Raw genomic sequence first — 19,334 nt, 5'->3', positions numbered from 1 at the left:
GTCATAGCTTTGGCATTCCTTTGGGCCGCATCAGCCGTTTTTGCGCGGCGATGCGGAATGGTGCGTTCGGCGCACCATATCCTGCATACGCGCCGCGCCGTTCAACGAACTCGATAATAAACCCTTCTCCGAATGTCGGTGCATAGAGCTGGAAAAATTCGCCGTTGTCGTCGCGGTCATAAAGGATGTTGGCTGAGCGTAACCGATCGGCGACCTCCGGATCCAAACCGAAGCGCGCTTCTACGTCGTCGTAGTAGTTCATCGATATCTGAAGCGGTTCGAAGCCGTTGGCCTGCAGCTTTGCCGCCGTCGCAAAGATGTCATCCGTCGCGAGTGCCAGATGCTGGACGCCGGAACCAAAGGTTTCGGCGATGAAATGGCCGGCCAGCGTGCGGTGACTCTCGGCGCCGTTCAGCGTCAGGCGGAAGCGCTTGTCCAGACCTTCGATGACCTGGCTACGCACGAGGCCGGCCGGATCGACGATGTCGACCATGGGGGTTTTGGCCGTCCTGAAGATCGAGACATAGAACAGCAGCCAGCTCGGCATCTCCTCCTGTGCCATGGTCTGCCCGACATGATCGATACGGGTGAGGCCAACGCCATTGCCGGAACTTGCCGACGTGACCGGCGTGAACTCTATGTCCCAGACCTTTGCCAGGTCGGTCTTGGCATCGAGGAAGTAGATCAGTCCGCCGCCGACGCCGCGGATCGCCGGGATCGACAACTCGCCGGGCCCGACCCGCTGGTGAAAGATCTCGGCGCCCAGTGCCTCGGCGCGCGCCACCGTGGCGGCGGCGTCCTCGACCTTCAGGCCCATCGCATATGCCGACGTGCCATGGACGACAAAGGAAGAATGGGCAAAGCCCTGCCGCTCGGTATTGATGACAATATTGATCTCGCCCTGGCGGTACAGCGTGACCTCCTTCGAGACATGCCGAGCGGCCTCGACAAAGCCGAGCATGCGCAACAGCGATCCAAGCTGTCCGGCGTCCTGACGATCGGCCGCGAACTCGATGAACTCGACCCCTGCAACACCTATGCGGTCGGGCATTGGCGGGATGGCCATGTCAAGTGCCGGTTCTTCACGCCGCACCTGATCCATCAACCATATGAGCGAACGCCGCCCGTCGACGGAGATCGCCTTTGCCGACCCGCCACGGAACTGGTCGTTGAAAATCTCGAGCGACAGATAGCCGTCATAACCGGTTGCCGCGACCGCCTGCATGAACTGTCGCACCGGCAGATCACCTTCGCCTGGCATGTTGCGGAAGTGCCGGCTCCAATAGAGCAAGTCCATTTCGATCAGCGGCGCGTCGGCGAGTTGGACAATGAAGATCTTGTCGGCGGGTATCGAACGGATGGAGCCGAGTTCAATCCTGCGGGCCAGCGTGTGGAAGGAATCGAGAACCAGCCCGACGTTCGGATGGTCAGTCCTGCGCACGATTTCCCACGCATCGCGATGATCATTGACGTGACGCCCCCAGGCCAATGCCTCGTAGCCGACGCGCAGACCACGCTTGGCGGCGCGCTCGCCAAGCTCGTGAAAGTCCATGGCCGCCCGATCGATCCCGCCAAGCGAGACGGGCGACACCGACGAGCATACCAGCATCAGGTCGGTGCCGAGTTCCTGCATGACGTCGAATTTGCGCTCGGCACGATCAAAGGCGCGGTTGCGCTGCGGCTCCGGCAAACCCTCAAAATCCCTGAACGGCTGGAACAGCGTTATGGTCAGACCTGCGTCACCAGCCATTCGGCCGACGTCGCGCGGTGAGCCGTCAAAGGCGAGGAAGTCGTTCTCAAAGATTTCGACACCGTCGAAGCCTGCGGCGGAAATTGCCGCGAATTTCTCCGCCAGGTCACCGGCGATCGACACCGTCGCGATCGACGTCTTCAAACGCGCCTCCTCCCTGGTTTGTTATGAACGAACCAGTTCGTACATAAACTACGGCAACGCTGCCAGCATCGCAAGTTCGGCGCTCAGCGTTCTGCGGGAGCTTCGTCCTTGGCGACAAAACGCAACAGCATCTCGACGCTGTTGCGTTTGAGCCGCTCGAGTTGTGCCGGCGCGCCGAAGTCGCGTCCGAAGATCATCGAAAAGGTGGTGCGATTGGAAACGTTGAAGAAGCACAGCGCGCTTACCTGCCAATGGAGTTCGACCGCGTCGAGTCCCGGCCGGAAGACCCCCTCTTCGACACCGCGTGAATAGATGCGAGAGATATGATCGATCGCAGTCACGTTCAGTTCGCGGATCGCATCCGATTGTTCGAGGTATTGGCCGTGATGGATGTTTTCGATCATCACCATGCGGATGAATTCCTCGTGTCGGTGATGGTGGTCGAACGTGAACTCCACCAGGCGTGCCAGTGCCGCCACGGGGGGCAGACCTTCGATATCAAGTTGAGCCTCGCCCTCGCGCACCTGGCGATACGCGTTCTCGAGCGCGCGCAGGTAGAGGCCTTCCTTGTCGCCGAAGTAGTAGTAGATCATGCGCTTGCTGAAGCGTGTGCGCGCCGCAATCTCGTCTATGCGCGCGCCCGACAAACCGTTCAGGGCAAATTCCTTGGAGGCGATCTCCAGGATGTTGCGGCGCGTGCCCTCAGGGTCCTGGATACGCGTCGCGCTCGCGTCCGGCTTCGGCTTTCGTTCCTTCTTGATAACGGCCATGCAGTTTGAGTTCCCGCTCCGGCGCAGCCGGCATTTGACTAAACTAACCAGTTAGTACATCATTCGCAAATCACGACGGCTCATTTACCGGCGCGTTTGGCGTGAACACAAGGGCGATCCGGGAATTGCCGCATTTGGGCCGGGAGGCGGCCCGCACAGGGAGGAATTTCGGGAGATGGACGACAGCCTTGTCGACCTCCTTTGCCGTCTTGCCGACGAGCACAAGGGCGCCGCCGGCGGCGACAGCGAAAAGGTGGTGATTGGCCTTGTCGGACGCGGCATTCAGTCCTCGCGCAGTCCCGGCATGCACGAGCGCGAAGCCCGGCGCCTCGGTATCGGCTATTCGTATCTTTTGCTGGATTTCGACCGGCTCGGATTTCCCGACGCGGCGATCGGCGACTTGATCGCGGCGGCGGAAATTGCAGGCTTTCACGGCCTCAACATCACGCATCCGTTTAAACAGGCTGTCATTCCTGTCCTCGATGCATTGTCGCCGGAAGCGCGCGCGATAGGCGCGGTGAATACGGTCGTCTTTGCTGGCGGACGCAAGGAAGGCCACAACACCGACAGCTGGGGTTTCGCGGAGAGTTTTCGCGAGGCGATGACAGGCGCATCGATGGGCTGTGTGGCAATGTTCGGCGCCGGCGGAGCGGGCGCCGCAGTCGCAAACGCGCTGATGGAAATGGGCGTTGGCCGGCTGTTCGTCCTCGACAGCCAGCCCGGTCGCGCCTCGGATCTTGCGTCGCGCATGGGCGCCTTGTTTGGTGGTCGCGTCGAGACGTGGCCGGACCCGGCCGCAGCCGTGCGCATGGCAAACGGCATCGTCAACACGACCCCGGTGGGCATGGCGAAATACCCCGGAACACCGTTCGACACGGCTCTTTTGACAGCCGAAAAATGGGTCGCCGACATAATCTACTTTCCGACCGAAACAGAGTTGTTGGTCGCGGCCCGAACGATCGGCTGCAGAACGCTGCCGGGCATCGGCATGGCGATTTATCAGGCCGTCCGCGCGTTCGAACTCTTCACCGGGCGCAAGGCCGACCGCCGCGCCATGGCAGATCATTTCGAGGCCGCCGCATGAAGGCAATGTCGCCTATAATTGTATAAAGACCATAGGGAGGAAATCGACATGAAAGCTGAAATGAACCGACGCCTGTTTATGCTCGCCGCCGGCGCACTCGCCGCCGCGACCGCCGTTCCCGCTTTCGCGCAGGATAAGCCGAAGCTGCGTTTCTCGGCCGTGTTCTCGGAGCAGGACATCCGGGCCGAGATGATGAAAATGTTCGCCGAAGCTATCAAGGACGACTTTGCCTTCGAGGGTTATTACGGCGGGAACCTGTTCAAGCAGGGCACCGAACTTGTCGCCATCCAGCGCGGCAACCTCGAGATGGGCAACGTTGCCCCGCAGGACATCTCCAAGCAGATTCCGGCGTGGTCTATCGTCACTGCCGGCTATCTGTTCCGTGACGCCGCGCACGTGAAGGCGTTCTTTGCCAGCGACGCCGGCGCGGAGCTGAAGAGGATGGCCGAGGACCAGCTCGGCGTGAGGGTGCTCGGCCCTACCTATTTCGGCCTGCGCCAGGTCGGTCTGAAGCCGGACAAGGAAATCAAGACTCCCGCCGACATGGCAGGCATCAAGCTGCGTATGCCGGGTGGCGACGCCTGGCAATTCCTCGGCCAGGCGCTCGGTGCCAATCCTACGCCAATGGCCTACGCCGAGGTCTATACCGGCCTGCAGACAGGCGCAATCGACGGGCAGGACAACCCGTTGCCCAACGTCGAGAACATGAAGTTCTACGAGGTCATGTCGCAGATCGTGCTTACCTCGCACCTTGTCGGTTTCGACCTTCTCAGCATCTCGAAAAAGGTGTGGGACGAGATGGGGGCCGAGAAGCAGGCAAAGGTCCAGGCCGCGGCGGACAAGGCGATCGACTTCTCGACAGAGAAACACCTGACGCGCGAGAAGGAACTCGTTGAAACGTTCAAGGGCAAGGGCCTGAAGATCTACGAGCCCGATGTCGCAGCATTCCGCAAGCATGTGCAGGAGCAATACCTTGCCTCGGACCTGGCCAAGCAATGGCCTGCCGGGATGGTCGACAAGATCAACGCGCTTTGACGCCACGAACTCGCCGGCCGGTCCGCTTGCGGCCGGCTGGCCGGTTTGGCCAGGCAGGGAGGCATCATGAACCCGGGATTGAAAAAGGTCGGCGGATGGCTCTACCGGCGCGCCGAGAATGCAATCGCCATCGCAATCGGCGCCATGTTCGCCGCGTTTCTGCTGCAGGTCGTTTTTCGCTACCTCCTCAACTGGCCGACGGGCTGGAGCAACGAGCTCACCGTCGTGCTCTGGATCTGGGTTGTGCTGTTCGGCGCAGCGTTCGTCGTTCGTGAAGAAGAGGAAATCCGTTTTGATCTCCTCTACGCCACAGTCGGTCCGGACATTAGGCGGGTAATGACGCTTGCCTTCGCAATCGCTCTCGTCGCGCTCTATGGCTGGTCCTTTCCGGCCGTCTTCGACTACGTGACCTTCATGAAGGTCGAGAGCACCGCCTACCTCAAGATACGCTTCGACTGGCTGTTCTCGATCTATCTCGTCTTCGTGATCGCCGTGATCGCCCGTTACCTGTGGCTGGCGTGGCGTGCTCTCCGCGGCGAAGCACCGGCGGAATTCGACCCCACGAAAGCGAGCTCCGGCGTATGAATCTCGCGAGTCCCTTTTCGCTGTCAGTCGTTGCGATCACAGCGCTGGCGTTGCTTGGCCTGCCGATCGGTCACTCGATGATCGCCGGGTCGATCCTCTATCTCTGGCTTGCAGGGCTGGACATGGGCACCTCCGCCGAGCAGCTCCTCAACGGGCTCTACACAAGCTACATTCTGCTTGCCGTACCGATGTTCATTCTCGCCGCGGAGTTAATGAACGCCGGGACAATGACCGACCGGCTGCTGCAATTCTGCAACGCTGTCGTCGGCCGTTTCCGCGGCGGCCTGGCGCAAGTCAACGTGCTGCAGTCGATCATCTTCGCCGGCATGTCCGGCTCAGCCATCGCCGACGCCGCGGGCACCGGCAAGATGATGCAGCAACTCATGACCAAGGATGGCAAGTACCCGGCGAGCTATGCCGCTGCGCTGACAGCCGTCACCTCCGTCATCGGCCCGATCATTCCTCCGTCAATTCCGCTGGTCATCTATGCGCTAATCTCGGATGCATCCATCGGCTACCTGTTCATTGCGGGTATCGTGCCGGGCCTTCTTCTCGCCCTGACGCAGATGATCATCGTCGCCATCGACGCGCGCCGGAAGAACTTTCCGGTCGAGAAGCCGGTGCCGCTCAGGGAACTTCCGGGGATCACCTTGCGCGCATTTCCGGCGCTGATGCTGCCGGTCGTTCTGCTGGTCGGCATAAGGGGCGGCGTGATGACCCCGACCGAGGCTGCGGCGGTCGCCGCCGGCTACGCGCTGCTCATTTCGGTCGCGATCTATCGCAGCGTGACGCCGGGTCAGCTCTACCATGCGCTTCTCAACAGCGCCCGCACCACGGCCTCGATCGGCATGCTCATCGCCGGCGCCCTGGTGTTCAACTACGTCGTCACGGTTGAGAACATTCCGCAGTCCCTGTCTGTGATCCTGCAGTCCTGGGATCTTTCGCCGATGGGTTTCCTGATCCTCGTCAACATCCTGCTGCTGATCCTGGGCTGCGTGCTGGAGGGGACGACTATCCTGCTGGTAATCGTGCCGGTGTTGATTCCGACGGCGCAGGCGCTCGGCGTCGACATGGTGCATTTCGGCGTAATGGTCGTCGTCAACATCATGCTCGGGCTCGTCACCCCGCCCTACGGGTTGCTGCTGTTCATCATGACTCGCATCGCAGAAGTGCCGCTGCGCGACCTGGTGCACGACGTAATGCCATTTCTCTACGCCATGATTGCCGCCCTGATGCTGATCACATTCTTCCCATCGCTGGTGCTGTGGCTGCCGCGCCTGCTGGGCTATCAAGGATAGGACCATGACCAAGCCAATCTTCGTTCTCAACGGCCCAAATCTCAACCGCCTCGGCATGCGCGAGCCGGAGGTCTATGGGAGGACGACACTCGCAGAAATCGAGGCGATGTGCCGTGACGCCGCCGGCGACCGTCCGATCCGTTTTCACCAGTCGAACATTGAGGGCGAAATCGTCAACTGGGTCCATGAGGCGATCGACGAAGGCGCGGGCATTCTGATCAATCCCGCGGGTTTGAGCTTCATTTCGATCCCGGTGCTCGATGCGCTCAAAATGTTTCCGGGCCCGATCGTCGAACTGCATATCTCGAACATCCATCGCCGCGAGGAGATCTATCATCGGTCGCTGGTATCGAAGGTCGCCACCGGCGTGATCGCGGGGCTCGGCGCCGAGGGGTATCCGCTCGCGATCCGCTGGCTTATGCACCAGGTCGACCAATAGTGTATCGCCATGCCTGAACCCTGTATCATCGCCGTTGCGATCACCGGCTCGCTGCCTCGCAAGGAAGACAATCCTGCGGTGCCAATCAGCGTGGCCGAACAGATCGAGTCGACCCAGGAAGCCTTTGAAGCAGGTGCGTCACTGGTGCACATCCACGTGCGCAATGACGATCAGAGTTCATCGTCTGAACCAACGCGCTTCGCTGCCGTTCAGGCGGGGGTGCGTAGGCACTGCCCCGGCATGATCGTCCAGTTCTCGACCGGCGGGCGCGGTCGCGATCCTGCCGCGCGTGGCTCGGCACTTTATCTGAAGCCAGACATGGCCTCGCTCTCGACCGGTTCGGTCAACTTCCCATCCATGGTCTACGAGAACCATCCCTCCCTGATCGGTGATCTCGCAGCCGCGATGAAGGCAAATGGCGTGCTGCCGGAGATCGAGATCTTCGACCTGTCGCACCTTCACACTGCCAGGCGGCTGGCCGACGGGGGACTTATAGGTGAGCGCCCGCACATCCAGTTTGTCATGGGCGTGCAAAACGCACTGCCTGCGGAGGAGAGATTGCTCGATGTGCTCCTCAGGGAAGCGAAACTCCTGTTTCCACAATCCACCTGGACAGCGGCCGGAATAGGCCGCAACCAGACGATCGTAATGCAATGGGCGTTGGCGCGCGGAGCAGACGCAGTGCGTACAGGACTTGAGGACAATATCAGGATCACTAGGGAACGCCTGGCGCGCAGCAACGCGGAGCTTGTCGAACTCGCGGCGGCCTCAGTCGAGAGGCTTGGCCGGCGTGTCGCCACCGTCAACGAGGCGCGCCAAACGCTTGGTCTGCCGTCAGGACCGTAATCGTGGCTGCAACTTCGCGCCGCGCTGTCGGACCTGTTGCGCCTTGGCAACGTCCTCGTCGATCCTTCAGACATCGCTATCCGCGATAAGGAGGAAGCCCGACATCCTGGCGCACCCGGACATCAATAAAGCCGGCTTTTGCCACCGAGCACGACAAAAAGTGCATTGTCACCGTAATTCAAACGCATCCGCGAACTGCCCATCACACCGGACAAGCTGCTCTGAACCCCGCGCGTCAGTAACAAACCTGCCCGAGCGTGATCATCACGCGCCGAGATGTGCTCGCCGCGACGAGTGCGTTCGCCGCTCGCGGGAGCCGTTACCGGACCACAGCGTCTCGCACTCGGCGAAGTCTTGCGGTGCCGAACTGGCAATGGTGACAGGCACGCCGCCAACTCATCCCAGCCAATACCTCGGCCCCGGTCCCTTGCGTCCTGCCATATCGGCAGGGTTCGCGAGGCTACACCGGTCGATCGACAGGCAGCCGCAACCAATGCACTCGGTAAGCCCAGACCTCAGGCGCTGCAACTCGGCGATGCGCTGGTCGATGCGCTTGGTCCACTGACCCGACAACCGCGACCAATCCCGACGCGACGGCACGCGATCGGCTGGCAACTTGGCGAGCTCGGCGCCGATCTCCTCAAGCGTCAGCCCAATTCGCTGCGCGAAGACGATGAAGGCGATCCGGCGCAGCACCGAGCGGGGATAACGTCTGTGTCCCGAGCCGGCCCGCTCGGACGCGATCAGCCCGCGCTCCTCGTAGAAACGCAGGGCCGATGACGCGACGCCGCTGCGCCGCGCCACGTCGGTGATGGTCAGCATGGAATCCATGCGTAACGAAAGCACGATTCCCGCTTGACTTCAAGTTAACTTGAACTTGTAGCAACAGGCCGTGCAGATTGAAGGAGCACCGGCAATGCAGACGAATATCGATCTTCAGGGACTTCGCGTGGCGGTCACGGGCGGCACGTCCGGCCTCGGACTGGCTCTTGTGCGGCAGCTTGCCGAGCAGGGTGCGTCCGTCGCCTTCGTCGCCCGCACCACCGCGGACGTCGAACGCATCGCCGACGAGACCGGCGCGCACGGCATTGTCGGCGACGTCGGCAAGAAGGAAGACATCTACCCGATCGCGTTGCAAGTCACTGCCAGCCTCGGCGGGCTCGACGTCCTGATCAACAATGCGTCGAGTCTCGGACCTGTTCCTCTGGCGCTTCTTGCCGATACCGATTGCGAGGAGTTGGAAAAAGCGCTCGCGGTCAATCTCGTCGGCGCGTTCCGGCTGACGAAAGCCCTGTTCGGTGCGCTTGCCGCGTCCGCACGCGAGGGCCGTGGCGCGCTGGTGATCAACATCTCCAGCGACGCAGCGGTTAACGCCTATCCCGGCTGGGGCGCGTATGGCGCGAGCAAGGCCGCTCTTGCCCATCTGACGGCGATTTGGAACGAGGAGGCGAAAGCCGACGGCATCCGGCTCCTCGTGCTCGATCCCGGCGATATGGATACCCCGCTGCATGCGCTCGCGGTTCCTGATGCCGATCCGGCGACTTTGAAGCGCCCCGAGCTGGCTGCTGCCGAGATCGTCGAAAAGATGCTCAACGCGTTGCCGGTCCGCGCAACTGCTCTCGCCGGGGCACACGGATGATTGCCGCCGACCGTCCCGATCGACGCTCCGCCAAGCTGTTCGTCGTCGAGGCAGGCGGCACGATGAGCGACCTGCCGCGCGCTGTACTCGCGACGCTATTCGATCCCGGCGACCTGGTCGTCGCCAATGACGCCGCGACCTTGCCTGCCAGCTTGCACGGCACGCATGTCCCCAGCGACGAGGCGATCGAGATTCGCCTGGCAGGTTGGCTGTCACTTCCCGATCCAACCCGCTTCGTGGCTATTGCCTTCGGCGCGGGCGATCACCGCACGCGCACGGAAGACCGGCTGCCTCCGCCGCCGCTGTCACCAGGCGACCGCCTCCGGCTCGGCCCGCTTGAAGCCGTCGTAGAGCGCCTTCTCGACCATCCTCGCCTTCTCGAGCTGCGATTCCCAGGCAACCGCGCAGCGGTACTTGCTGGACTGGCGCAGCACGGCCGGCCGATTCAATACGCGCATGTTGCCGAACCGCTGGCCCTGTGGGATGTCTGGACGAAGATTGCCGCCGGGCCGGTCGCGTTCGAGGCGCCATCGGCAGGCTTTGCACTCGACTGGCGCACGCTCCAAGCCTGGCGTCGGCGCGGCGTCGGCTTCGCAACAGTCACCCATGCCGCGGGCGTTTCCTCCACCGGCGATCCCGCGCTCGACCTGCGACTCCCTTTCGACGAGCCGTACCGCATCCCTGAGCGCACCGCGGCGCAGGTTGCGCGGGCGAAGCTCCGCGGCGGCCGTATCATCGCGATCGGCACGAGTGTAGTGCGCGCGCTTGAGGCGGCCGCCAATCCCGCCGGGAATGTGCGTGCCGGAAATGCCATTGCGACAGGGCGCATCGCGCGGGACACGCGGCTTCACGTGGTCGATGCTATTCTCACAGGCATCCACCAGCCCGGCGAAAGCCATTTCGAGCTCCTGCGTGCCTTTGCCGACGACGCTCTGCTCGCCAAGGCCTCCGCAGCCTTCACCGCGTACCGATACCGTGCGCATGAATTCGGCGATTCCATGCTGCTCAATCGCCAGCCGCTGCTTCTATCGCGCGAGCAGAACCGGGCCGGGGTGCTCGAGACGAAACGGCGCTGCGCGGCCCGGTGGATCTCGGGCCTATCGAACTGCCCTGATACGGAAGCACGAGCGAAGGTCTGAAGTCCTCCGGTGTCGCACGCGGTCCGCTCCGGCACGCCGTGCGCGATGCGGCGGAGCGTATCGCGGAACTTGTCGGCGGTCGCGAGCATCCAACGGCTTGCAACTTTCACCCGTATCAGCCTGGCGGGTGGGATTTCACGGCTCGCCCAGCACATCGGCAGCCCAGGCCCGCTCAAACTTGGCTTCAGCCTCGTGCTGGACGTTCCGAACGCTGGCGATATCAGCGGCTTCGTATTCGCAGATCATGCGCAGCCGGTCGGATGACCAGTAACTACGGATCCAGCGGACATCGTAGAGGTCGAGGCACGGCGCCATCCGCGCCTCTATCGCGTCGAGTTCTTGCTGGGTGAACGGGGCTTCAAAAGACCGCTCGACGATTATGCGAGGCATGGTGCTCTCCTGTTCGATGGCTCGTTCAAGTCTGAAGGCCCGGCGTGGGTGCGGCCGTTGGAACGCTGCGCGCGGGTTCGGCAGGATGGCGCAAAACTGCTCGCGCCCTCGCGCTGAAATCCTCAAGCTCGATCGATGCCCGGCAATCGTCGTCGATTTCCGGTGCCGAAGAACTGTTCGCGGCCGCGCTGAGCAGGGCCTTGGCAATGGCGATCTCGCAGCGCCGGCGGATCTTGGAGGCGACTGTCAGTGCCTCGCTGGCGTGGAGGCGGACTTGCTCCATTCGGCCGGCACGACAGTAGAAACTCGCCGCGCTGTTGAGAGCGTAAGCCAGGTAAGACTTATCGTCGGCGGCTCGAAGCCGCGCCAAGGCGCTCTCCAGCGCCTCGTCGGCTGCATCATCCGCCGTCATGAGGGCAGTAAGCGCCTGCAGGGTATCGACGAAAGGCGTCTCCTCCCCAATCCGTGCGGCAACCAACCGTAGCTCCTCACAGCGGGCGTGCATGTCGGCATATCGTCCCATTTCGAAATGAAGCGTCGCCAGCCAGGTCAGGCATTTGTACTCGCGCCAGCGGTCTTCGCTTCGGCACGCCAGGGCAAGAGAGCGAGCAAGATACACGGCGGCTTGACCCTGCCGACCGTCCCATCGCTCCAGCAGCCCGTTGGCCCAATGCAGTTCGCACAACTCTGTACCAAGCGACTGCGCGATATCGCCGGCCTCCGCGATCAATTCGCGCGCGCGCGCAATTTCTGTCTCCAGCTCAAGCAGGCAGCGAGCCGTATTGGCGAGCTGATGCGCCTGGATTTTGCGGTCAGCGTTGCGCCCTATCTCGGCGGCACGAAGCGTGCTTGCCTCGGCCTGCTCTACTTGTCCGGCCTGCTGATGGAGAATGGAAAGCAGATAGTGCCCTGTCGCCGCGGCAGCCTGCAGCCCCTGTTCCTCCGCTGCGGTGGTCGCGTCGGCGATCGCCTCTTCAATGGGAGGAAGTGATCGCAATCCGGGACCAGTCGCCGCAAGAACGCGGATCTTGAGCAGCGCAATCCGGGAAACCAGCTTCTCCGGCGCTTCCGGCAGCCGCGCGACATGCCGTAGCCCTCGCTCGGCCAAGCCGGCGGCCTCGGCATTGGCGAAGAGCCGAAGGGCCCGCTCGCCGGCGACGATGCAAGCTCGTGCGGCCATCTCGTCATCCTCGGCGAGCACGGCGTGATGAACGAGATCGGCCGCAGCGTCACCGCCGCGCTCCGCCGCCGGTCGAAGCGCGCGCGCGATATGTCGATGCAACAGCTTGCGCCGGGGATGGGACAAGCTGCGGTAGGTGACTTGCCGGACGAGGTCGTGGGTGAAGTCATAAGCGTCGCCGCCTGCCGGCCGCACCAGCCCGCGCCGCTCAAGCTCCCCCAGTGCCATCAGAAGCCCGGCAGCATCAAACGGCGTCAAGCGGGCGAGATCCTCCGGCGTGAAGGTGCGGCCATGCGCTGCAGCCCAGACCAGCGTTTCGCGCACCTGGTCAGTCAGCCCAGCCAGTTGTCCTTCTATCAGGGCCTTCACGGTACGGCCGGGGCCAGGATCTCCGCGCAAGTGAGCGCGGGCAAGTTCGAGCGCAAACAGCGGATTGCCATCGCTCGCGGCAATGATTTGAGCTGCGTCGAGAGCCGGGTCGAGCCACCGGACGAGCTCTGCCGTGTGCTCGGCGCTCAATGTATCGAGCTCGATCTCTGTCAGTCGCCCATCGCGGGCGAGCGAGCGCAGCACCCGCGATACCGCGATATTGTCTGCGACTTCTCCAGAACGGGCTGCGCAGGCGATGACAAGACCGGGGGCTGCCTCGGTCCGGCGCGCAACGTAGTGAAGCAGCGACGCGGACGCGTCGTCGATCCACTGGACGTCGTCGAGGGCAATACCCACCGGCTCGTCGGAGGCGAGCCCGTGAAGCACGTCGACAATGGCGTCGAACAGCTGAGTGCGATCCCCGACCACGCCTTCGCCGCCTCCAAGCTCGGGGAGCAGCGGGCCGAGAAGCGAAGGCAATCCATGGCGCGGTCGCTCCCGCTGGACCGAGCGCAGGAGATCGATCCAGATGCCATAGGATCGTGCCGTCTCGGCTTCGAATGCGCGCGCGCTGAAGGCGCGCCCGCCGGCAGCGGCCATCCGTTCGCTGAAATAGCCTAGCATGTGGCTCTTGCCGATGCCGGGCTCTCCAGTCACGAGGATGACATCCGGGCCGCTGTCGGCTGCCATCCCGACGAGGCGATCGATGGTTGTGCGCTCGGCGTCGCGCCCAACCATGGGCCCGGAAGCCGCAGACCGCGGGGCGTCATCCAGGGTTCCCCTGGCTGCACCGGAAGGTGCGGCTCGGGCACCTGCGATTGGGCTCGGTCGCAGCGCCTGCCTCGCCGCCTTCAGTTCCTCGCCTGGCGGCGCGCCAAGCTCGGCTTCGAATATGCGATGCGCCCGCTCGTAATGAACGAGCGCGTCGTTGGTCCGGCCCATCTTCCCAAGCAGCCGGACCACCGCAGCATGGCCGGCTTCGGATAGCGGGTCGGCCGCAACAAATGCGTAGGCATAGGGCAGGGCATCCGTCGGGACGTCTTCCAGTCGCGCGATAAGCGCGGCGAGAACCCTGAACCGGAGCTGGCTCATCGCCTCCCGCTCCGCTATGCACCATTCCTGGTAGCGGTAGCAGAGCGGCAGATCGAGCCCGTCGAGGAACTCGCCTCCAAACAGCGCCACAGTCTCGGTCAGCACATCGGTGGTCGCGGCGGCGACGCTGCTTGCGGCAAGCGAGCGCACGACCGCATGGTCGACCAGCGCATCGCCAAGCTCGATGCCGACCCGCTCACGATCCGCCACGAGCCGAGCTCTGCTGCCGTCGCCGAGCAGCGCGCGGATCTTGCTGAGGCTCCAGCGCAACTCGGCTCGCGGATCGTCCGGTCCGTCCCAGAACAGATCGCAGAGCCGTTCACGCCGGTGCACCTGACCGGTGGCAATGAGATAGCCAAGAAGCGCGCGCGTTTTGCGGGAGGCGGGTAAAGCAAGGGCCCTCCCGTCGGCGCCGACAAGCTGGAGCTCGCCGAGCAGACGTACCCGGAGCGGGATAGGATGTTGCATTCCTGGCCTGCCTGCTCTGCCTTCGAGATAATTCGACGCCGGTTTCCACGGGCGCTTCCACGATTGTCCGCAAGCTTAGCTGTGAACACGGTCTTGCGAAACAGCCTTGAGGAGCCGGCCGATGACAACGACAACGGCGACGAAACGACCCACGACCAATGGCGGGCTGCCGCCGCCAACCGCGAAGCCACCATCAACAAAGCGATCAAAGCCGCGAACGTGGCGCCACATTGGTCGTCTTTCCCTAAGCATGGATACCGGGATGTCCGACTAGGGTGTCGAGGCTGGGGGGACTGAACATGAGATTATTCGCATCCGCCATCGCATTGGCGATTGCAGAAGCTGCTGCCGTCGCTGAAAGCCGGCGGCTATGTCTTCGTGTTACGGCACACCGACACCGACAGAAGTGCTCAAAAGAAAACCATTGCAGCTGAAGTGTAGTGGGAACATGCATCGGGAGTAGAGGAAACCGCCATGCAAGCAAAAATTGCCATCGTTCAGAAGCCGCCGGTCTTTCTCGATCGGGAGGCGACCATCGCCAGAGCCGTCGAGGCGATCAACGAAGCCGCCGATGCAGGCGCCACCCTGGTGATCTTCCCTGAAGCCTGGATTCCCGGATATCCGACGTGGGTCTGGCGGCTGAAGCCCGGCACGGATATGGCGTTGTCAAGCGAGCTTCACGCCAGGCTGCGCAGCAACGCCGTCGATATCGAGCGAGATGATCTTGAGCCTCTGCAGAAGGCCGCCAGCCAGCGTGCGGTGACGATTGTCGTCGGCCTGAACGAGATCGATAGTCGTTTCTCGGGCACAACGCTGTTTAACACCGTGGTCGTGATTGGACCGGATGGCACGCTCCAAAACCGACATCGCAAGTTGATGCCGACCAACCCCGAGCGCATGGTCTGGGGGACGGGCGACGCGAGCGGCCTCCGAGTTGTCGACACGCCGGTTGGCCGCCTGGGGTGCCTGATCTGCTGGGAAAGCTATATGCCGCTTGCGCGCTACGCTCTCTACGCCCAGAACATCGACATTCTCGTCAATCCGACGTGGGACAATGGTGAACTCTGCCTCGCCACATTGCGTCACATCGCCCGCGAGGGCGGATGCTGGGTCATCGGAACCGCGACGGCAATGCAGGGCAGCGATCTGCCGGCCGACTTTCCCGATCGCGACCGACTGTTCAAGGCCGAAGAGTGGATCAACGACGGCGACGCCGTCGTCGTGAAGCCGGGCGGCGCAATCGCGGCCGGACCGCTGAACCGCGACAAGGGAATCCTGTTCGCCGAAATTGATCGGGAGGCGGTCGGCCGCGCCCGGCGGTCGCTTGACGTCGCCGGGCACTATTCCCGGCCGGATATTTTCTCGCTGTCGATCAGCCGGAAACCGCTTACACCCGTCGCGTTCACCGACTGAGCCGGCTGACGTCCGCGCCGGCGCTGGGCGGAAGCCGGGAGCCGGAATGTCGTGGAGCGCGTCGGCCATGACGCCGGCCGGTCAGCCGGGCGGCTGACGCTTCGCTCGTCTGCCCTACCTGGCTCAACGCGGTCGCCGCAGCATCGGGACTTGCGTCGGCGATGAACCGACCTGGATCGCGCCGAGCGGTTCGAAGCCGTGGCGCCGGTAGAACGGAATGTTGCGCGGGTTCGAGGATTCCAGATAGGCGGGCGCGTGATCGCGATCGCACTGCGCGAGCGCGTACGCCATCAAGGCTTCGCCGAGACCTTCGCCCTGATGCGTCGGGTCGACGCCGATCACGGGCAGGTACCAATGCGGTTCGGCCGGATGGTACTTGGCCATCTGCTCGAATATAGCGGCGACTTCAGGGACAAGAGAGGGCGCAACCGTGCTCTCGACAACCGCACCAAGCCCTTCCTCGTCGGGATGCACACCGGGCGACAGCCACAGCGCCGTCCCGGCGTAGCCATCGGTGCAAAAGGCGCTTCCGTTTGAGAATGCCCTGGCCCCGAACGCGCGGACCAGTCGCGGCATGGCGGCAAGGTACTGGTGTGCATGCGGCCAGGTCCATCGCGCCATGGGATCCTCTGCAAACGCCAGCACGATGGTTCCGACCGCCGGATCTTCATCGGCCGCGGCCATAACTCTCACTGTCGGCGATTTCATGCTGCCCTCCAAGTGACGCAGGTGGTTCGACGAGGCGCCCGCGTCCTCAACTGGCTCCGCAACAAGCGGGCAGGAGTCCCCTCAGGCAAATTGCGCCGCTGTGTTCGCTTGATGAACTCCATCATGAGGGAGAGCGCCGGTTCGGCGTGCGTCTCAAGCAGGAAATGCCCGCCGCGAGGGAACATCAGCACCCCCGCTTTGTGACTCCGTCCTTCTTTTTCAGCCAGCGGTCCGCAACGCATCGAGCAGAGGTGTTCGAGCGGGAGCGCTATCCATTTCCAGCTTGTAGTCTTCGAAGGCCAAGGTGACATCATTGGCATCCGTGATCAGGGAGTCCATCGGAAACCCGCCCCACATCTGGCTACCATGTTTCGCCTCCGGCGTTAAGTTTATCTCCTGACGCACAAGTTGTTTCGAGAAACGGAAAGGAAACCCCGAGGAAGGAGATAGGAGCGATGACGAAACACAAGACCGGAACACGCGAGGAATGGCTGCGAGCGCGGCTCGCACTGCTCGAGGCGGAGAAACGGCTCATGCGGCAGAGCGACGAGCTGGCGCGACAGCGACAGGAGCTGCCGTGGGTTCGGATCGATAAGGAGTATCTATTCGAGACCGAGGGGGAAAGCGCCTCGCTCGCCGACCTTTTCCAAGGGCGCTCGCAACTCTTCGTCTATCATTTCATGTTCGGCTACGGATACCGGCTCACCGATGAGCGCCAAGGATGCACCGGATGCTCCTTGATCGCCGATCATTTCGACTGCGTCATCCCCCACTTGAACGGCCGCAACATTACCCTCGTTTGCGAATCGATCGCCCCGTTGCAGGACATCCAGGATTACAAGCAGAAAATGGGCTGGCGCTTCCCGTGGGTTTCGTCGTTCGGGAGCGATTTCAAATACGACTTCGGCGCCGCCTTCACCGAAGAGCAGCAGAGAGACGGCGCCGACTACAACTATCAGCATGTCGACAGGGCCGAGCCGCAGAAGGAGGGAATGAGCGTCTTCGCGCTCCAGGACGGTGCCGTCTACCACACCTACTCGACCTACGCCCGTGGCACCGAGGTGTTTATGGGGGTCTACCGTTTCCTCGACTTGGCTCCGTGGGGAAGGAACGAGAACGGGCTCGAGTTCCCCCAGGCGTGGTGGCGCCGCCATGACGAGTACGGCAATCGCTGAGCGGCATGCGTCCAATCTACAGACAGCGACAGCCGAGCACGGCAGAAAGTGCACTGTCACGGTAATGTCCATCGGAAGCAATTCGGGAGTAGCGCCGCGATTGGGTTAGCCGCCCGGTTGAATGCCGGGCATCTCGGCGCTAGCGTATTTCCAGACTAAGGAACTGGCCGCCGCAGCCTACCAAGCGGGGCGGACATCAGAATGGCGGACGGTCGACGCTATTTGGACTCACGCAGCCAACCGACAATCGTGCGTGCTTCTCCCTCAGCTTCGTCCAGCCGCGCAAAATATCCAGATGGGATATGGTTGGTGGGTCCCCATTCGGGGTCCGGGTGACCGAGGTCTGAGTCTGGAGGGATGATTTCCTGTTCTCTCCATTGGAATAGACCATTGTCGTTTTCATAAAAGACGACGCGTAGTTTGCCGTCTGCAGATGAAAGGATCTTGGATGCTTTTTTCATTTTCTTGCCCAAGGCGCCAGCGAGAGGCGCGGCGGAAAGCGGCTTAGAGATCAGGTGGCAGAGGCAAGGAGTGAGCTGCCATTTTCTCACTCGGTGCCCAAGACCTTGGGCGCGGTCAGCATGAAGCCTCTGGAACCCCAAGCGGGGTAGCCTTCCCCTCTGCCGTGCGCACGATAGCTGAGCTCGGCAAGAATTGCGAGAAATTGGATTCCTTCTGCCACTCACTGACAAGCACAAGTAGTTCGTCGATGAGCCTCGCCTGGGTCAACCGGGTCCGACTGGGGCACGATATCACCACCAGCCCAAAGTAACGCCGAAAGGGTGGATGCCGGCAAGGAGGGCGCCGAAAGCGGCGCCAGTTGCCAAGGTCGTCTGATACCAATCGAGCGCCAACTTCCTCTCCATTACCACGGCGCTGCCCTTCCAGTAGAGCCGGTCGCCATCGACCTCGAAGTTATCGAGTTCGTCTTGCCCAATCGTCCTGCGCATATTTGCCCCCTAAAACAAGGCGGGCAGCAAAGCACTTCGGAATCGGTTTGGATAGTCGACGGAAAATAAAACGGAAATCAAAGTGTGGCCACCAAGAAGGGCGCCGGCCGGCGCACCGGGGCTGGAAGGCCATCAGGAGCGCGGTCCAGGGCAACGAAGCAGGTCAAGGCCAAATATTACGGTGACAGTGCACTATTTTCTTGCTGCCCACCGGCCGCCCCGATGCGGCATCGGCGGCGCGGCAATGCAAGTCGAGCCGTGCGTCTACACGCAGCGACGGCCGAGCAGACTTCCCAAATTGTGCACTGTCACCGTAATTCTGGGTTTTGGCCGCGCAAACGACGTCAGCCGACGCCCGCGCCCGCGGTGGGCGCAGTTGATCCGTTTCCGGAAGGCAGGAGCCGGAATCATCGTCGTGCGCGTCAGCTACGACGCCGGGCCTGGCGGCATCTTCTCGAACGTCGTCAGCGCGGTATCCATCTTGTCCCAGGGGAGAGCCCGGATACCGTAGGTCACAACGGTCGGCTTGAACCGGCCCGGATCGTCGAGACTTCCGGCATAGACCGCGATCGGCTCCGGCATGGCGGCGAATGTCAGGTAGACCGGCGTCCCGCAGACCGGGCAGAACGAATGGATGTTATCGTTGCCGCTGTCACCCGCAATGCGCCAGTCCGTCGCCGTGCCGGTGATCTTCACGTCTGCCCGCGACGGAAACGTCAGATAGGATTGGTGACCGGTGCCGCTTCTTTTCTGGCAATCGCGGCATTGGCAGTGGTTCTCGAAGATCGGGGCTGCCTTTGCCTCGTAGCGGACCGCGCCGCACGCGCATCCGCCGGTGTAGAGAGTGCTCATCTGCTCGG

Annotated in this window: 19 protein-coding genes; 10 read left to right on the top strand and 9 right to left on the bottom strand. The window is 62.6% G+C overall.

Translation table 11 applies throughout. From position 1 onward, the window contains the following. Position 1: 1 nt before the first annotated feature. Positions 2-1,894, bottom strand: coding sequence for a bifunctional sugar phosphate isomerase/epimerase/4-hydroxyphenylpyruvate dioxygenase family protein (locus BQ8482_RS14835; RefSeq protein WP_123148316.1), 1,893 nt, complete (start codon positions 1,892-1,894; stop codon positions 2-4). 83 nt (positions 1,895-1,977) lie between these two features. After that, positions 1,978-2,664 (bottom strand): TetR/AcrR family transcriptional regulator, encoded by a 687-nt coding sequence (locus BQ8482_RS14830; protein ID WP_123148315.1) that lies wholly within the window; start codon positions 2,662-2,664, stop codon positions 1,978-1,980. Positions 2,665-2,839: 175 nt separating this feature from the next. Here BQ8482_RS14830 and BQ8482_RS14825 point away from each other — a divergent pair, with 175 nt between their 5' ends. From BQ8482_RS14825 to BQ8482_RS14800, 6 genes are all read left to right on the top strand, one after another. Next, positions 2,840-3,748 carry a shikimate dehydrogenase gene (locus BQ8482_RS14825; protein ID WP_123148314.1) on the top strand — a complete coding sequence of 303 codons (909 nt, stop codon included), beginning with the start codon at positions 2,840-2,842 and terminating at the stop codon, positions 3,746-3,748. Between the two features lie 48 nt (positions 3,749-3,796). Next, entirely contained in the window at positions 3,797-4,783 is a 987-nt protein-coding gene (gene dctP / locus BQ8482_RS14820; protein WP_123148523.1) for a TRAP transporter substrate-binding protein DctP, read from the top strand. Between the two features lie 66 nt (positions 4,784-4,849). Then, positions 4,850-5,368, top strand: coding sequence for a TRAP transporter small permease (locus BQ8482_RS14815; RefSeq protein WP_123148313.1), 519 nt, complete (start codon positions 4,850-4,852; stop codon positions 5,366-5,368). Next, positions 5,365-6,666, top strand: coding sequence for a TRAP transporter large permease (locus tag BQ8482_RS14810; RefSeq protein ID WP_123148312.1), 1,302 nt, complete (start codon positions 5,365-5,367; stop codon positions 6,664-6,666). The genes BQ8482_RS14815 and BQ8482_RS14810 overlap by 4 nt, the downstream gene beginning before the upstream one ends. Before the next feature lie 4 nt (positions 6,667-6,670). Next, positions 6,671-7,105, top strand: a complete 435-nt coding sequence (locus BQ8482_RS14805) for a type II 3-dehydroquinate dehydratase (protein WP_123148311.1) — start codon at positions 6,671-6,673, stop codon at positions 7,103-7,105. Positions 7,106-7,114: 9 nt separating this feature from the next. Beyond that, positions 7,115-7,951: a 3-oxoadipate:acetyl-CoA acetyltransferase gene (locus BQ8482_RS14800; RefSeq protein WP_123148310.1), complete on the top strand. Its 837-nt coding sequence runs from the start codon at positions 7,115-7,117 to the stop codon at positions 7,949-7,951. Between the two features lie 396 nt (positions 7,952-8,347). Here the strand turns inward: BQ8482_RS14800 and soxR are convergent, their stop codons facing one another. Further along, positions 8,348-8,782: a redox-sensitive transcriptional activator SoxR gene (gene soxR / locus BQ8482_RS14795; RefSeq protein ID WP_123148309.1), complete on the bottom strand. Its 435-nt coding sequence runs from the start codon at positions 8,780-8,782 to the stop codon at positions 8,348-8,350. Between the two features lie 85 nt (positions 8,783-8,867). Here soxR and BQ8482_RS14790 point away from each other — a divergent pair, with 85 nt between their 5' ends. Then, the gene (locus BQ8482_RS14790; RefSeq protein WP_123148308.1) at positions 8,868-9,590 is read left to right on the top strand and encodes an SDR family NAD(P)-dependent oxidoreductase; all 723 of its coding nucleotides are present in this window, start codon (positions 8,868-8,870) and stop codon (positions 9,588-9,590) included. Continuing rightward, positions 9,587-10,729: an S-adenosylmethionine:tRNA ribosyltransferase-isomerase gene (locus BQ8482_RS14785; RefSeq protein ID WP_123148307.1), complete on the top strand. Its 1,143-nt coding sequence runs from the start codon at positions 9,587-9,589 to the stop codon at positions 10,727-10,729. Before BQ8482_RS14790 ends, BQ8482_RS14785 begins: the two co-directional genes overlap by 4 nt. A 135-nt stretch (positions 10,730-10,864) precedes the next feature. Here BQ8482_RS14785 and BQ8482_RS14780 read toward each other — a convergent pair whose 3' ends face one another. Beyond that, positions 10,865-11,119, bottom strand: coding sequence for a nickel-binding protein (locus BQ8482_RS14780; protein ID WP_123148306.1), 255 nt, complete (start codon positions 11,117-11,119; stop codon positions 10,865-10,867). A 25-nt stretch (positions 11,120-11,144) separates the two neighbouring features. Further along, on the bottom strand, positions 11,145-14,228 hold the full coding sequence (locus BQ8482_RS14775) for an ATP-binding protein (protein ID WP_123148305.1): 3,084 nt from the start codon (positions 14,226-14,228) through the stop codon (positions 11,145-11,147). A 474-nt stretch (positions 14,229-14,702) separates the two neighbouring features. Here BQ8482_RS14775 and BQ8482_RS14770 point away from each other — a divergent pair, with 474 nt between their 5' ends. Next, positions 14,703-15,641 carry a carbon-nitrogen hydrolase family protein gene (locus BQ8482_RS14770; RefSeq protein ID WP_123148304.1) on the top strand — a complete coding sequence of 313 codons (939 nt, stop codon included), beginning with the start codon at positions 14,703-14,705 and terminating at the stop codon, positions 15,639-15,641. Positions 15,642-15,764: 123 nt separating this feature from the next. Here the strand turns inward: BQ8482_RS14770 and BQ8482_RS14765 are convergent, their stop codons facing one another. Further along, positions 15,765-16,349, bottom strand: coding sequence for a GNAT family N-acetyltransferase (locus BQ8482_RS14765; protein ID WP_123148303.1), 585 nt, complete (start codon positions 16,347-16,349; stop codon positions 15,765-15,767). Positions 16,350-16,804: 455 nt separating this feature from the next. Between BQ8482_RS14765 and BQ8482_RS14755 the strand changes: the two genes are divergently transcribed. Beyond that, entirely contained in the window at positions 16,805-17,524 is a 720-nt protein-coding gene (locus BQ8482_RS14755) for a DUF899 domain-containing protein (RefSeq protein ID WP_123148301.1), read from the top strand. A 218-nt stretch (positions 17,525-17,742) separates the two neighbouring features. On the opposite strand, the gene BQ8482_RS37715 is transcribed toward BQ8482_RS14755, so the two are convergent. From BQ8482_RS37715 to BQ8482_RS14745, 3 genes are all read right to left on the bottom strand, one after another. Continuing rightward, complete coding sequence (locus BQ8482_RS37715) at positions 17,743-17,985, bottom strand: hypothetical protein (RefSeq protein ID WP_133254773.1); 243 nt, start codon at positions 17,983-17,985, stop codon at positions 17,743-17,745. 291 nt (positions 17,986-18,276) lie between these two features. Further along, the gene (locus BQ8482_RS14750; protein WP_123148300.1) at positions 18,277-18,474 is read right to left on the bottom strand and encodes a hypothetical protein; all 198 of its coding nucleotides are present in this window, start codon (positions 18,472-18,474) and stop codon (positions 18,277-18,279) included. 426 nt (positions 18,475-18,900) lie between these two features. Continuing rightward, positions 18,901-19,326: a GFA family protein gene (locus BQ8482_RS14745; protein WP_123148299.1), complete on the bottom strand. Its 426-nt coding sequence runs from the start codon at positions 19,324-19,326 to the stop codon at positions 18,901-18,903. Positions 19,327-19,334: the final 8 nt, after the last annotated feature.

This window comes from Mesorhizobium delmotii (genome assembly GCF_900149755.1).
Taxonomy (GTDB): domain Bacteria; phylum Pseudomonadota; class Alphaproteobacteria; order Rhizobiales; family Rhizobiaceae; genus Mesorhizobium; species Mesorhizobium delmotii.
Note: the sequence above shows the minus strand (reverse complement) of the source record. Positions and strands in the feature narration are given on the sequence as shown.